The 15,117-nt window shown below is 66.3% G+C and carries 8 protein-coding genes and 1 pseudogene; 5 read left to right on the top strand and 4 right to left on the bottom strand.

From position 1 onward, the window contains the following. Positions 1 to 18 precede the first annotated feature (18 nt). Positions 19 to 2,346 (bottom strand): 1,4-alpha-glucan branching protein GlgB, encoded by a 2,328-nt coding sequence (gene glgB, locus E3N85_RS15390; protein WP_134464745.1) that lies wholly within the window; start codon positions 2,344 to 2,346, stop codon positions 19 to 21. After that, complete coding sequence (locus E3N85_RS15385) at positions 2,343 to 4,382, bottom strand: alpha-1,4-glucan--maltose-1-phosphate maltosyltransferase (protein ID WP_134464898.1); 2,040 nt, start codon at positions 4,380 to 4,382, stop codon at positions 2,343 to 2,345. Before E3N85_RS15385 ends, glgB begins: the two co-directional genes overlap by 4 nt. 182 nt (positions 4,383 to 4,564) lie before the next feature. On the opposite strand from E3N85_RS15385, the gene glgP reads away from it, so the two are divergent. Continuing rightward, a complete protein-coding gene (gene glgP / locus E3N85_RS15380) occupies positions 4,565 to 7,132 on the top strand; it encodes an alpha-glucan family phosphorylase (protein ID WP_134464743.1) in 2,568 nt (855 codons plus the stop codon). Between the two features lie 62 nt (positions 7,133 to 7,194). On the opposite strand, the gene glgX is transcribed toward glgP, so the two are convergent. Then, positions 7,195 to 9,273, bottom strand: coding sequence for a glycogen debranching protein GlgX (gene glgX, locus E3N85_RS15375; RefSeq protein ID WP_134464741.1), 2,079 nt, complete (start codon positions 9,271 to 9,273; stop codon positions 7,195 to 7,197). Between the two features lie 69 nt (positions 9,274 to 9,342). Here glgX and E3N85_RS15370 point away from each other — a divergent pair, with 69 nt between their 5' ends. The 4 genes from E3N85_RS15370 to E3N85_RS15355 all read left to right on the top strand — a co-directional run bounded on the left by E3N85_RS15370 (position 9,343) and on the right by E3N85_RS15355 (position 14,728). Beyond that, complete coding sequence (locus E3N85_RS15370; RefSeq protein ID WP_134464739.1) at positions 9,343 to 10,551, top strand: cysteine desulfurase family protein; 1,209 nt, start codon at positions 9,343 to 9,345, stop codon at positions 10,549 to 10,551. Positions 10,552 to 10,589: 38 nt separating this feature from the next. Further along, positions 10,590 to 11,774, top strand: a complete 1,185-nt coding sequence (gene mnmA / locus E3N85_RS15365; RefSeq protein WP_194088186.1) for a tRNA 2-thiouridine(34) synthase MnmA — start codon at positions 10,590 to 10,592, stop codon at positions 11,772 to 11,774. Beyond that, entirely contained in the window at positions 11,767 to 14,028 is a 2,262-nt protein-coding gene (ligA, locus tag E3N85_RS15360) for an NAD-dependent DNA ligase LigA (RefSeq protein ID WP_134464737.1), read from the top strand. The genes mnmA and ligA overlap by 8 nt, the downstream gene beginning before the upstream one ends. A 217-nt stretch (positions 14,029 to 14,245) precedes the next feature. Beyond that, entirely contained in the window at positions 14,246 to 14,728 is a 483-nt protein-coding gene (locus E3N85_RS15355; RefSeq protein WP_134464735.1) for a hypothetical protein, read from the top strand. Between the two features lie 181 nt (positions 14,729 to 14,909). On the opposite strand, the pseudogene E3N85_RS15350 reads toward E3N85_RS15355, so the two are convergent. Beyond that, a pseudogene (locus tag E3N85_RS15350) lies at positions 14,910 to 15,117 on the bottom strand (aldehyde dehydrogenase); the annotation flags it as partial.

Here is a 15,117-nt window from a genome sequence, read left to right as displayed (position 1 = left end):
GCTCTCACCGCAGGGGTATCAGCGGCGCAGGCGCAACCAGAGACCGGCCAGGGGCGGCAGGGTCAGTGTCGCGGAGGCGGGCCGGCCGGCCCATGGCTCATTGAAGGCTTCGACCGTGCCCAGATTACCCACGCCGGACCCGCCGAAGTCGCCGGCGTCCGTATTGAGAATCTCTTCCCACTGCCCGGCAAAGGGCAGGCCCACCCGGTAGTCGGTGTGCGGCTGTCCGGCGAAGTTGAAGAAGCAGGCGACGGGAACCCCATGGTTGTCCCAGCGCAAGAAAGACACGACGTTCTGGCTCGCTGCGCCCCCGTCGAGCAGTTCGAAACCGCCCGGGTCGTTGTCGCGACTCCACAGGCTCGCGTTGTCGCGGTAGACCCGGTTGAGCTGCCCGACCAGGTTGAACAATCCGCGGTGTGCCGGCTGGTCGAGCATCCACCAGTCCAGTCCGCGCTCCTCGCTCCATTCTGATCGCTGCCCGAACTCGCTGCCCATGAACAGCAGCTGCTTGCCAGGGTGCGCCCACATGAACGACAGGTAGGCGCGCACGTTGGCGAGCTGCTGCCAGGAATCGCCGGGCATCTTCGATACCAGGGCGCCCTTGCCGTGCACGACCTCGTCGTGGCTGATCGGCAGCAGAAAGTTCTCGCTGAACGCATACATGAATGAGAAGGTGATGTCGTTGTGGTGGTACGACCGGTACATCGGGTCGACCTGCATGTACTCGAGCGAGTCGTGCATCCAGCCCATGTTCCACTTGAACCCGAATCCGAGTCCGCCACCGCTGGTGGGGGCCGTCACCCCGCCCCAGTTGGTGGATTCCTCGGCGATCATGATGGTGCCGGGGTTGCGCTTGTAGGCGGTCGCGGTGATCTCCTGCAGCAGGCTGATCGCCTCGAGGTTCTCGTTGCCGCCGTACCGGTTCGGCTCCCACTGGCCGTCTTCGCGCGAATAATCGAGGTAGAGCATCGAGGCGACCGCATCGACACGCAGGGCATCGATGTGGAATTCTTCGAGCCAGTACAGGGCGTTCGCGACCAGGAAGTTGCGTACCTGCATCTGACCGAAGTCGAAGATGTAGGTGCCCCAGTCCAGCTGCTCGCCGCGGCGCGGGTCTGGATGCTCGTAGAGCGGCTGGCCGTCGAAACGGGCGAGGGCGAAGTCGTCTTTGGGAAAGTGACCGGGAACCCAGTCCATGATCACGCCGATGCCAGCCTGGTGCAGCCGGTCGATGAGATAGCGCAGGTCATCGGGGGAGCCGAATCGGCTGGTCGGGGCGTAATAGCCGCTGACCTGATAGCCCCAGGACCCACCAAACGGATGCTCGGCGAGGGGCATGAACTCCACGTGCGTGAAGCTGAGCTCGTGCAGATACCCGACGAGTTGATCGGCCAGGTCGCGGTAGCCGAGCCCGGGACGCCACGAGCCGACGTGCATCTCGTAGATGCTCATCGCCTGGTCGTGGGGATCGTTGGCGGCTCGGTTGGCCAGCCAGGCAGCATCCGCCCATTCGTAGTGCGATGCGGTGACCACCGATGCGGTCTGCGGCGGCACCTCGGCAAGCCGGGCCATCGGGTCGGCTTTCTCCACCCAGGCGCCGGACTGCGTGAGCAGCTGGAATTTGTAATTGGTCCCGAGTTCCAGGCCCGGAATGAACAGTTCCCACACGCCGGTACTGCCCATATTGCGCATGGCGTGGGTGACCCCGTTCCACCCGTTGAAGTCGCCGATCACGCGGGCGGCGCGGGCGTGCGGTGCCCAGACCGCGAAGGACGTGCCGGTCGAGGCCGCCGTGACGCCCTGGTGCTCCCGGTGGTGTGCGCCCAGGACATCCCAGAGGCGCTCGTGGCGGCCTTCACCGATCAGGTGCAGGTCCAGCTCGCCGAGCGTTGGAACGAAGCGGTAGGGATCATCGCAGATCCACGGCGGGGCATCCTGGTAGCGCGCCTCGATCGTGTAGTCGGTGAGTCCGAGGGTGCTTTCGCCCTGCCAGATACCCTGCGCGAGGTGGGCCAGTTCCACGTGCGCGCCGTTGGCCAGAATCGCGAAAACCTCGGTAGCAAGGGGCCGCAATGCTCGGATCACGACGAGCGCGTCGGAGACACCGGCCTGGTGGGCGAGGTGCTGGCCGAGAATCTCGTGCGGGTTGTAATAGCAGCCGGCGGCGACGGCTTCGAGAACGTGGTCGGGAATCGGTGCCGGCTCGGTGGGGGCCACGTGCTTCTGCGCCTTCGTGGACTGTGTCTTCAAGGACTGCGCCTTCTTGCCGTCGATGTTCTTTGCCTGACCCTTCTTATGATTGCTCGAGTTCTTCTTTTTCTCGTCTTCGTTCTTGTCGCCGCTCATGCGCGGCCCGGATCGTGGGGGGTGACGTGCAGGATATGCACCGGCTCGGTGAAGGCATCGAGCCGCACGAAGTTGTCGGCCGACCAGGTCCAGGTGACGCCCGACACGAGGTCATGCGCGTCGAAGGTGTCGCCGCGAGCAATGCCGAAGCGGGTCACGTCGAGGTGAACAACCGTCTGGCGCACGGAGTGCGGGTCGACGTTGGCGACGATGATCAGGGCATCCGCTTGCCCGGTGCCGGTGAACGCGGCGTCGAGGTACTTGCTGTAGACGAGGATCGAGTCGTCGTCACTGCTGTGGATATCCAGATTGCGCAGCTGCCCCAGCGCCGGATGCTCGTTCCGGATGCGGTTGAGCAACGTCAGGTACGGGGCGAGGGACTCGCCCAGTTCCTCAGCCTTGCTCCAGTCGCGCGGCCGGTACTCGTACTTCTCATTGTCGATGCTCTCTTCGGCACCCAGCCGGGCGACGTTCTCAAACAGGTCGAAACCGGCGTAGACACCCCAGCTCGGCGCCGCCGTCGCGGCCAGCGCCGCCCGAATCTTGAACGCTGCCGGGCCGCCGAATTGCAGGTACTCGGTGAGGATATCAGGGGTGTTCACGAACAGATTCGGGCGGAGGAAATCGGGAGTATCGGTGGCGAGACCGTCGAAGAACTCCTCCAGCTCGGTTTTCGTGTTGCGCCAGGTGAAATACGTGTACGACTGCTGAAAACCGACCTTGCCGAGCGCCTGCATGAGGGCCGGCCGGGTGAAGGCCTCGGCGAGAAAGACCACGTCGGGGTCGGTCTGGTTGACCTCCTTGAGCAGCCATTCCCAGAAGTCGAGCGGCTTGGTGTGCGGGTTGTCCACCCGAAAGATGCGCACGCCGAGACTGATCCAGTAGCGCAGCAGACGTAGTGCCTCCGCACGGATACCGGCGGGGTCGTTGTCAAAATTGATCGGGTAGATGTCCTGATATTTTTTCGGCGGGTTCTCGGCATAGGCGATGGTGCCATCGGGCAGGGTCGTGAACCAGTCGGGGTGCTCCTCTACCCAGGGATGGTCGGGGGAGGCCTGCAGTGCGAAGTCCAGGGCGATTTCAATGCCGAGAGAGGCGGCCTCTTTCAGAAAGAAGCTGAAATCGGCCACCGTGCCGAGGTCCGGGTGGATGGCGTCATGGCCTCCGTCGGCCGAGCCGATCGCCCAGGGCGAGCCCGGGTCACCGAGTGCGACGGTGAGCGAATTGTTCGGACCCTTGCGGAAAGCCTGCCCGATGGGGTGGATCGGCGGCAGATAGAGCACGTCGAAGCCCATGGCGGCTACGGCGGGCAGACGCTTGGCCGCGGTGCGGAAAGTTCCGCTCTGCCAGGTGCCGTCGGCGCGCCGCACGGCGCCTTCCGAACGCGGAAAGAACTCATACCAGGAGCCGACCCCGGCCCTGGCACGTTCGACGATGATGGTGCGTTCCGCCGAGATGGACGCCAGCCCGGCAAGCGGCTGGGCCGCGATGACCTGCAGCAGGGCGGCATCCGCCACTGCGAGAAAACGCTCGGTGGCCGACTTGCCGGTATCGGCGAGGGTGGCTGCGGCCGCCTTGAACAGGCGGCGTGCGGCGAGCGGGCGGGCCTTGTCGATGCCAGCCTGGGCCAGGAGCGCGCCGCCGATGGTGAACATGAGTTCCACGTCGATGCCGGCCGAAATCTTGATAGCGGCGTTGTGTTCCCAGGTGGCGAAGTCGTCGGCGTAGGCGCGCACGCGATACTGCCAGTGGCCCGCGGCGCCGAGCTGCGCCTGTGTGCCATAGCGGTCGGATCCGTCAGCCTCGAGCACCATCGGATGCCTCGTCGTGCTGCCGTCCGGCGCCGTGAGCTGCAGGTCGACACCGATGAGGTCGTGTCCCTCGCGAAAAGCGGTCGCTGCGAACGGCACAACTTCACCGACGAAGGCGCGGGCTGGCCAGAGATTGTCGTTCAGCTGGGGCGAGAGGTCGAGCAGGGGAATACGGCCGACCGATGCGCTGCTCCGGTGGTTCGGTACCGTGTCGGTCGGCGTCATGATGGACGCGTCGACAGGGGAGCCGCTCGGTACTGTCGGCTGGATCGTCTTTTTCGCTGCTGTCTTGGCCACACCACGACCGTAGCGTGAACAGCGGCCATGGCGCTCCCCTTCTATCAGGCTTGCCCGCGCGTGGTCGAGGTGTTTCATATTCGACACGCGGCACCCCTAAGGTTGACCTCGTGAAGGCCATCCGCAAATTTACCGTCCGTGCCGTTCTTCCCGAGCCTCTCGCGGCCCTTGAGGAGCTTGCCGGCAATCTTCGCTGGTCGTGGCATGAGCCCACCCGGCAGCTGTTCGAGCGCATCGCCCCTGAGCTGTGGCGCGAGATCGGAACTGATCCTGTCGCCCTGCTTGGTGCTGTGGATCCGCGCCGGCTCGATGAGCTGGCGCAGAATCACGACTACGTTGCCGAGGTCAATGCCACGCGCGACGCGCTGCGCGACTATCTCGAACAGCCACGCTGGTACCAGGGGATCGAGGGCGAAAAACCCGCCGCGATCGCGTATTTCTCACCGGAATTCGGCATCGCCGCCGCCCTCCCGCAGTATTCCGGTGGGCTGGGCATTCTGGCCGGTGACCACCTCAAGAGCGCCTCCGACCTCGGCCTTCCGCTCGTCGGCGTCGGCCTGTTCTACCGCGCCGGCTACTTCAGCCAGGCCATCTCGCCCGACGGGTGGCAGATGGAAAGCTACCCCCTGCTCGACCCCGACGGGCTGCCGCTGGCCGTACTGCGCCGCGCCGACGGCTCAGCCGTTCAGGTGTCGCTCGCCCTGCCAGACGACCGCACCCTGCATGCCCGGGTCTGGCAGGCAAAGGTGGGTCGCGTGCGCCTACTGCTGCTCGATGCCGACATTCCTGAAAACGCCGACGACCTGCGCCTGGTCACGGACCGCCTGTACGGCGGCGGCGGCGAACACCGATTGCTGCAGGAGCTACTCCTGGGCATCGGCGGCGCCCGCGCCGTGAAACTGTGGAGTTCGCTGCACGGGCTGCCCGAGCCCGAGGTGTTCCACACCAACGAGGGCCACGCCGGGTTCCTCGGCCTCGAGCGCATCTCCAGCCTGATCGGTGAAGGCCTGAACTTTCAGGAAGCTCTGCAGGTGGCCCGCGCCGGAACCGTCTTCACCACGCACACCCCGGTCGCCGCCGGCATCGACCGGTTCGAGCGTTCACTCGTGCGTCGCTACTTCGGCACCGATCTGCTGCCGGGTGTCGACGTGGAAGACCTGCTCGCGCTCGGCGCGGAAAGTTATGCCGGAGGCTCCTCCGAGGTATTCAACATGGCCATCATGGGGTTGCGCCTCGGCCAGCACGCCAATGGTGTTTCCACCCTGCACGGCGAGGTCAGCCGCCGCATGTTCAACGGCCTCTGGCCTGGCTTTGATTCAGCGGATGTGCCGATCACGTCGATCACGAACGGTGTGCACGCCCAAAGCTGGACCGACCCGGCGCTCAAGAGCCTCGCGCAGGACAAGCTCGGCACGAGTGACACGTCGACGGCTAAGTGGGCCTCCCCTGAGGTGTCCGACCAGGACCTGTGGTCGGTGCGCGGGCGGATGCGCCTGCAATTCGTCGAGGATGCCCGCCGCCGGCTGCTGGGCGCCTGGCGCGATCAGAATCCAGGCAGCATCCCGCCGGCCTGGATCGGCCGGGTGTTCGATCCGAACGTATTGACCATCGGGTTCGCCCGTCGTGTTCCCACCTACAAGCGCCTCACTTTGATGCTGCATGATCCGGGACGCCTGCGTGCCCTCCTGCTGCACCCTGAGCATCCGATTCAGATCGTCATCGCCGGCAAGTCCCACCCCGCCGATGAAGAGGGCAAACGGTTGATCCAGAAGATCGTGCAGTTCGCCGCCGATCCCGAACTGCGCACCCGCATCGCTTTTCTGCCCGATTACAACATTGCCATGGCCCAGCTGATGTATCCGGGAACGGACGTCTGGCTCAACAATCCGCTGCGCCCGCTCGAGGCCTGCGGTACCAGCGGCATGAAAGCTGCACTCAACGGCGCGCTCAACCTGTCGATCCTCGACGGCTGGTGGCCGGAATACTACGACGGCAAGAATGGCTGGGCGATTCCATCGGCCGATTCGGCCGGCGACGCCGCCGAACGTGACCGGCTCGAAGCTGAGGCACTCTACGACCTGATCGAACATCAGGTAGCACCGACCTTTTATGAACGCAACGACGATGACGTGCCCGAACGCTGGGTGTCCAACATTCGTCACACCCTCGCTACTTTGTCACCGGAACTGTCCGCTGACCGCATGGTGAGTGAGTATGTGCAGCGCCTGTACCGCCCGGCCGGGCACTACGAAGCGCTGATGTCGGCCAACAACTACCGTGCGGCTCGCGAACTGGCGGCGTGGAAGGGGCGAATCGTCTCGGCCTGGCCGCAGGTCGCGGTGACCCACGTCGAATCCGGCGGCGTCTCGTCGGTTCCGGAAGTGGGCGACGACCTGCACCTGCGCGCGCACGTGCAGCTCGGCGGGCTCTCGGCCGAGGACGTGACCGTCGAGGTGGTCTACGGCAAGAGCCTCGGCACCGACGAGCTACGGGATGTGGCCATTCAGGCGCTCAAGCCGGCTCCGCTGACAGAAGCCCCAGCCGGCGGGGCCACCCTGTTCACGGGAACGGTCGAACTTGACCGGGCCGGCACCTTCGGCTATACCGTTCGCGTCGTTCCCCGGAATGACCTGCTGATCAGCCCGGCCGAAATGGGTCTCGTCGCGGTCGCGAACTAGTCGAGACGGCGCCGTCCGGTTTCGACGGCGCCGTTCAAGTTCGACGGCGGCGACCTGGCAGCTCAGGCGAGCGGCGGACGGCGGGGCGCGATCGCTCCGTGCGCACGCATGAGCTGCATCGAGGCGCCGGACACGAACAGGGCAGTGCCGGGCGCGTGTTCGATGACCGAGTCGCGCAGGTCATCGTGACTGGAATCCCAGAGCAGCGTGTAGGCATCCACTCCCTCATGCGCGGGCAGGGTGACCGTCTCATCCTGTTCTCGGGCGTTCACGACGAGCAGGATGCGGTTGAAGGCTTCGTGTTCGGGGGTGGACGCCGCAATGTACTGCAGGGTGCGCTCGGTCGGCGAATTCCAGGCGTCTTCGGTCAGCGCCTCACCGGCTATGTTGTACCAGTCCAGCTGGCTGGCGCTCGGCGTCGTCTCGCCGAACCGACCAAAGTGCACCGGTCGCAGTGCCGGATTCTCCCGGCGCAGCTGCAACAGGCGGCGGGTGACCCGGTGCAGGTCCTGCTGCCAGTCGTCGAAGTCCCAATTGAGCCAGGTCAGCTCGCTGTCCTGGCAGTAGGCGTTGTTGTTGCCGCGTTGACTGCGCCCGAACTCGTCGCCGGCGGTGAGCATGGGAATGCCGGCCGAGAGCAGCAGGGTGCCGAGCAGGTTGCGCATGGCCTTGCGCCGCGTGGCCAGAATGGCCACGTCGCGGGTCGGACCCTCGACTCCGTGGTTGTACGAACTGTTGTTGTCGGTGCCGTCGCGGTTCGACTCGCCGTTGCCGAGATTGTGCTTGGTGTCGTACGCGGTCAGGTCGGCGAGGGTGAACCCGTCGTGTGCGGTGATGAAGTTGAGCGAAGCGAGCGGGCCGCGCCGCTCGGAGAAGGTGTTCGACGAACCCGCGACGCGGGTCGCGAATCGGCCGATGCCGCTGCTGGCCGAGCCGGTCAATCGCAGGCTCTTCATATCGGAGAGCCAGAAGTCGCGCATGCGGTCGCGGTAGCGGTCGTTCCATTCCGTCCAGCCGGTCGGAAAATTGCCGGTCTGCCAGCCGCCCTGGCCGACATCCCACGGTTCCGCGATGAGCTTCACTCCGGCCAGTTCGGGATCGTCGCGAATCTGGGTGAGTAGCGGATGCTCCGGGTCGTAGACCACGCCGGCGTCCCGGCCGAGTGTCGCGGCGAGATCGAAGCGGAACCCGTCGATCTGCACGTCGTTGGCCCAGTAGCGCAGGGAATCGAGCACGAGTCGCCGGGGCACGTCATGGCTGAAATTGACCGTGTTGCCGCAGCCGGTCACGTCGATGTAGGCGCCGGACTCGTCCTGCCGGTAATAGGCGGCGTTGTCGATGCCGCGCAGGCTCGTGACCGGGCCGTTGCGCCCCTCCTCGGCGGTGTGGTTGTACACCACGTCGAGGATGACCTCGAGCCCCGCCTCGTGCAACAGCTTGACCATGCCCTTGAACTCGCGCAGCACGGCTTCCGGCCCGGCGGACTGGGCCGCCTGGGTAGCGTAGTCGGCGTGCGGCGCAAAGAAGTTGAGGGTGTTGTAACCCCAGTAGTTGATCAGCCCCTGTTTGATCAGGCGTTGTTCCGAGACGAACGCCTGCACCGGCAACAATTCGACCGCGGTCACACCGAGGTCTTTCAGGTAGGCGATGGTCGATTCGTGCGCGAGCCCGGCATAGGTTCCGCGCAGGGCGGGCGGAACCAGCGGGTTGAGCCGGCTGATGCCGCGCACGTGCGCCTCGTACACGACGGTGTGGTCCAGGGCAATGCCCGGTTTCTCGCTGCCGTTCCAGTCGAAATAGTCATCGACGACCGAGGACTGCCAGAGCCCGGCCCCGACCCGAACCAGACCACGTGAATACGGTTCGATCAGGGTCTTCTCCGGATGAAACGAATTCTTCGGGCTCGCCGGACCCGACACACGAATGCCGTAGCGGCGCCCCGGCGACAGCGTGCGCGATTTACCGGACCACACGCCGTGCACATCCTGCGTCATCGGTACGCTCTTGATGATCCAGTTCGGGTCGATCTCGTCGAACAGACACAGGTCCATGGCATCGGCATGTTCGGCCCAGACGCGTAGTTCGCCGCCGGCGCTGGTCAGTCGCACACCGAGGTTGCGCAGGGGATCGGTGGAACTCATGGATTCAAGAGTAATCAGTGCCGGGGAGCGCGACGACCACCGGCCTCCGCTCGGCTGTAAAATAGCGGAATGGTTGTCTACTTGGACCATGCGGCGAACACGCCCATGCTTCCCGCCGCGATCCGTGCCTACGCCGAAGCGATGGGGGTTGTCGGTAACCCCGCATCGGTGCACAGCCAGGGCCAAAATGCGAAACGGATGCTCGAAGAGTCACGCGAAATCGTGGCCACGAGTCTCGCCTGCGATCCGATCGAGGTTGTCTTCACCGGCAGCGGCACCGAGGCGATCAATCTCGGCATCAAGGGCCTGTACTGGGCACGGGCCCCGCGCCGGCGCATCCTGGTGCCCGGCGGTGAACATCATGCCACCCTCGACACGGTCGAGTGGCTGGCGCACCACGAGAAGGCGATCGTCGAGTGGATTCCGCTCGATGACCTGGGCCGCATCGACCTCGGCGCTCTTGCGGCAGCCATTGCGCGTGACCCTGCCGATATTGCGCTGGTCAGCGTGATCATGGCCAACAATGAGGTCGGCACGATCGAACCCGTCGCCGAGGTGGCGGCGCTCGCCGCGGCCAGCGGCATTCCGCTGCACGTCGACGCCGTCGCCGCCTACGGCTACATCCCGGTGGACTTTCGCACGCTCGCCGCCGCCGGGGTATCGGCGCTGAGTGTCTCGGCGCACAAGGTCGGTGGTCCCGTCGGCATTGGGGCGCTCGTGCTCGGCCGGGCGACAACGGTCGAACCGCTCATTCACGGAGGTGGCCAACAGCGCAAGGTGCGCAGCGGCACCCAGGATGTCGCGGCGGCGGTCTCATTCGCGGTGGCGGCATCCGCTGTCACGACGCAGCTGTCACCGGTGCCTCTCGGGGCCGTCCGTGGCGTCGACACCGCGCGCCTGTCGGCGCTGCGCGACCGGGTGATCGCCGGTGTGGCCCGCGTCGCGCCCAGTGCTGTACTCAACGGCGACCCGGCCCACCGGTTACCCGGCAACGCGCACTTCAGCTTTCCCGGCTGCGAGGGCGACTCGCTCTTGTTCCTGCTCGACGCCGCCGGAGTGTCCGTGTCGACTGGCTCGGCCTGCCAGGCCGGCGTGCCCGAACCGTCCCACGTGTTGCGCGCCATGGGACGCAGTGAGATCGAATCGCGGGGTGCGCTGCGCATCACGCTCGGCCACACCTCGACCGACGCCGACGTCGACGCGCTGCTCGCGGCCCTGCCGGCCGCACACGCCCAGGCGCTCGCTGCAGGCATGGCCGATCGGGTGCCCGGGCGCTGACCTTGGCCGTGCCCGGCACTGGCGCGTACACTCGTCGAGTGAAGGTTTTAGCAGCAATGAGTGGCGGTGTTGATTCCGCCGTCGCAGCCGCACGTGCGGTCGAAGCGGGGCACGAGGTGGTCGGTGTGCATCTGGCCCTGAGCCGCATGCCGGGTACCCTGCGCACCGGCAGCCGCGGCTGCTGCACCGTGGAAGATTCCATGGATGCCCAGCGTGCCGCCAACATCATGGGCATTCCCTACTACGTCTGGGACTTCTCCGAACGATTCAAGCTCGACGTCGTCGACGACTTCATCGCCGAGTACGCTGCCGGCCGCACCCCGAACCCGTGCATGCGCTGCAATGAGAAGATCAAGTTCGCCGCACTGCTCGAAAAGGCCATGGCCCTCGGCTTTGACGCGGTCTGCACCGGACACTACGCGAGTATTCTCACCGATACCGACGGCAACAAGCAGCTGCACCGCGCGGCCGCCTGGGCGAAGGATCAGTCCTACGTGCTCGGCGTGCTGACGGCCGACCAGCTCAACCACTCCATGTTTCCGCTCGGCGCCACACCGACCAAGGCCGAGGTGCGGGCCGAAGCGGCCGAACGCGGGTTCTCGGTGGCGAACAAGCCCGACTCCTACGACATCTGTTTCATCCCCGACGGTGATACCAAGGGCTGGCTCGGCGAACGCGTCGCTCCGGTCACCGGCGACATTCTCGACCAGGAGGGCAACACGCTCGGCCAGCACGACGGCGCCGTCGCGTTCACGGTCGGCCAGCGCAAGGGACTGTCGATCGGTACCCCGGCCGCGGACGGCAAGCCGCGGTTCGTGCTCGAGGTGCGTCCGGTCACGAACACGGTCATCGTCGGCCCGAAAGAGGCGCTCGCCATCAAGGAGATCGGCGGGAACAAATACACCTGGGCCGGGCTCGCCCCCGAACACCCTGAGGTGGAGTTCGCCTGCCACGTGCAGATTCGCGCCCACGCCGATCCGGTTCCCGCCGTCGCCCAGGTTGTCTCCACCACGGCGGTTACGGGGGTCGACGGCACCGTCGAACTGCGCATCATCCCCGATGAAGCGCTCGCCGGCGTCGCCCCCGGGCAGACCGCCGTCGTCTATATCGGCACCCGCGTGCTCGGCCAGTGCACCATCGACCGCACCGTCAGCGCGCTTGCCGCAACCGCACCATCCTTCGTCCCCTCCGCGCCGGCCAGCCCCGCCACGGTCAATGCCTGAGCCCCTCGCCGACACCACCCCCGACGCGCTGAGCGTCGCGGCCGCCGAGGCGGCCGACATCACCACACGCGTGCTGGCCGCCCGGGACGCCTACTACGAGCAGAACACGGTCGTCGTCTCCGACGCCGAGTATGACCAGCTCGTGCAGCGCCTCGCCGAACTCGAACGACTGCACCCCGAGCTGGCGAGCCAGGACAGCCCCACGCAAACGGTCGGCGGCCGCGCCGAAACAACCCTGTTCGACCCGGTGACGCACGCCGAACGGATGCTCAGCCTGGACAACGTCTTCTCCCTTGACGAATTCGAAGCCTGGGCGAGAAAAGCCGCGGAGAACTCGGGTCGCGCCGTGCACCTCCTGTGCGAGCTCAAGATCGACGGCCTCGCCATCAACCTGCGCTACGCCGACGGGGTGCTGGTCTCTGCGGCTACCCGCGGTGACGGTGTGGTCGGCGAAGACGTCACCGAAAATATCGATCTGGTCCCCGGCATCCCGTCCCACCTCTCCGGCACCGGGCATCCGTCTCTGATGGAGGTGCGCGGTGAGGTGTTCTTTCCCGTCGCCGCCTTTGACGAGCTGAACGCAGCGCAGGCCGCCGCCGGGGAACGAGCGTTCGCGAACGCCCGCAACGCGGCAGCCGGGTCGCTGCGCCAGAAAGCTGCTGGCAAGAACGCCGTCCAGCTGCGCCTGATGAAGGCGCGCCTCGGTCGGCTGCGCATGCTCGTTCACGGCATCGGCGCCTGGGAGAACCCGCCCGTGCAGACCCAGTCTGAGGTCTACGGCCTGCTCGAGCGCTGGGGGCTGCCAACCAGCAGCTACTTTCGCGTGGTCACCTCGGCTGCGGAGGCCGCGGAGTTCATCGAGTACTACGGAGCGCACCGCGGTAGCGTCGTGCACGAACTCGACGGTATCGTCATCAAGATCGACGAGCTCGCCCTGCACACCGAGCTCGGCGCCACCAACCGGGCGCCGCGCTGGGCCATCGCCTACAAGTACCCGCCCGAACAGGTGAACACGAAACTGCTCGACATCGTCGTGAGTGTCGGCCGCACCGGCCGAGCCACCCCCTTCGCGGTGATGGACAAGGTGCTCGTGGCCGGCAGCGAGGTGCGTCAGGCGACCCTGCACAATCAGGACGTCGTCAGGGCGAAAGGTGTGCTGATCGGCGACACCATCGTGCTTCGTAAAGCCGGCGATGTCATTCCCGAGGTGCTCGGCCCGGTCGTCGAGCTGCGCGACGGCACTGAACGTGAATTCGTCATGCCGCTGAACTGCCCGGAGTGTGGCACACCGCTCGCCCCGGCCAAGGAGGGCGACATCGACCTGCGCTGCCCGAACGCGCGCAGCTGCCCCGCCCAGGTGCGCGGGAGGGTGGAGCACATCGGCAGCCGTGGCGGCCTCGACATCGAGGTGCTCGGCGAGGTCGCGGCCTCCGCGCTCACCCAGCCGACCGAGCCGGCCGACCCGCCGCTACCGACCGAGGCTGGCCTGTTCGACCTCGAACTTGCCGACCTGCTGCCGATCCAGGTGCTCGTGCGCGACGCTGAAACCGGGCTGCCGAAAGAAGACGACGACGGCACCGCCCGGCAGCGGATGCCGTTCCAGCGCAATCCCACCGCCGCCGAGAAGAAGCAGGGGCTCACGGGTCCGCAGCCGTCCTCCAGCGCGCTCAAGCTCCTGGTCGAGATTGAGAAGGCCAAGACGAAGCCGCTGTGGCGCATTCTGGTGAGCCTGAACATCCGCCACGTCGGCCCGGTTGCCGCCCGTGCACTGGCCAACCACTTCGGCTCGCTCGATGCCATTCGTGCCGCGACCCGCGAAGAACTCGCCGGGGTCGCCGGGGTCGGCGGCATCATCGCTGACGCGGTGCTCGCCTGGTTCCAGGTGGACTGGCACGTCGCTATCGTGACCCAGTGGGCCGCGGCCGGCGTGCAGTTCACCACGCCAGACCATCCAGGGCCGGGCGCGGCCGAGGCCGCTGGGGGAGTGCTCGTGGGCCTGACCGTCGTGGCTACCGGATCACTCGAGGGCTTCACCCGCGAGGGCGCGCAGGAGGCGATCATCGCCGCCGGCGGTAAGAGCGCGTCGAGCGTGTCCAAGAACACTGACTTCGTGGCCGCCGGGCCGGGCGCCGGATCGAAGCTCGGCAAGGCCGAAACCCTCGGCATCCGAATCCTCGACGCCGATGAGTTTCGTACCCTGCTCGCGGAGGGGCCGGCCGGGTTGGCGCCCGCGCCCTCACCTGCATCCACGTAGGCTGCCGCACAGGTCTCCTGGGTTTTGCGTGAATTTTCACCGGCCGCGCACCGAGCGTCCGACGTTGTTCGTAGTGGGCGGCTACAGCCAGCCCTCTTGAAATGCGGCTGCTGTCGGTGTAAACCGAAGTCAGGCCGATGCGTTGTCGCCTCTTTCGAAGGAGTGCCATGCCCTGCACATGCGATTACTATTTCTTCGCCGAACTCGTTCGTCGACCATGAGCCTGCTCCGTGGGTTCCTGGGCGGCGCGGCGGCTGGCGCGGCAGGTACCACCGCGCTCAACGCCGTGAGCTACCTCGGGATGGCGCTCAAAGGCAGACCGGCCAGCACCACTCCGCAGGCCACCGTCGAGAAACTTGTCGACGTCGCCCAGCTCACAATCCCCGGATCTGACGAGGTGAGAAAGAATCGGATCGCGGGCATCGGGCCGTTGACCGGTGTGATCGTGGGCGTGGGTGTTGGTGCACTGCTCGGACTCTTCCGCTCTGCCGGTTGGCGACCCGCGCCGGTGGTGAGCGGGCTGGCGGCCACGGTCGGCGCGCTGATTGGCGGCAACGTGCCGATGACGGTTCTCGGGGTGACTGACCCCCGCACCTGGACCGCCAAAGACTGGGCCAGCGACATCGCCCCGCACCTGGCATACGGGGTTGTTGTCGCCGCTACCCTGTGGGGCTTCGGGCGGCACGCGGCGTCCCGCTGAACGGGTCGTCCCGCTGATCCGGGGGCGGCACCCGCGAATGCCGCCCCGCCGAACTCGGCGACCATGTCGGTGCCTGTGATGGTTGCGCTTTCGGTTGGATCATTGGACGAACTCGTGTTCACTCCCTCCACTATCGAGTCCGAGCGGTGAACGCGCCGCGGCGCGTTCGTTCGACAGTGGCCTATTCGGGCTTGAGGATGACTTTGGTCCACCCGTTGTTGCGGTCGCCGAAGTTCTTGTAAGCATCCACGGCTTCGCTGAGCGGGATCTCGTGCGAAACGATCCATGAGGGCTTGGCCTTGCCCACGGCAATCAGGTCGCGCAATTGCCGATTGTATTTCTTCACCGGGCATTGGCCGCTGCCCATGCTCTGCCCTTTGAGCCACATC

The sequence above is a fragment of the Cryobacterium sp. Hz9 genome (genome assembly GCF_004402825.1).
Lineage (GTDB): Bacteria > Actinomycetota > Actinomycetes > Actinomycetales > Microbacteriaceae > Cryobacterium > Cryobacterium gelidum.
The sequence above is the reverse complement of the archived record's forward strand: the minus strand, read 5'-3'. Positions and strand labels throughout refer to the sequence as shown.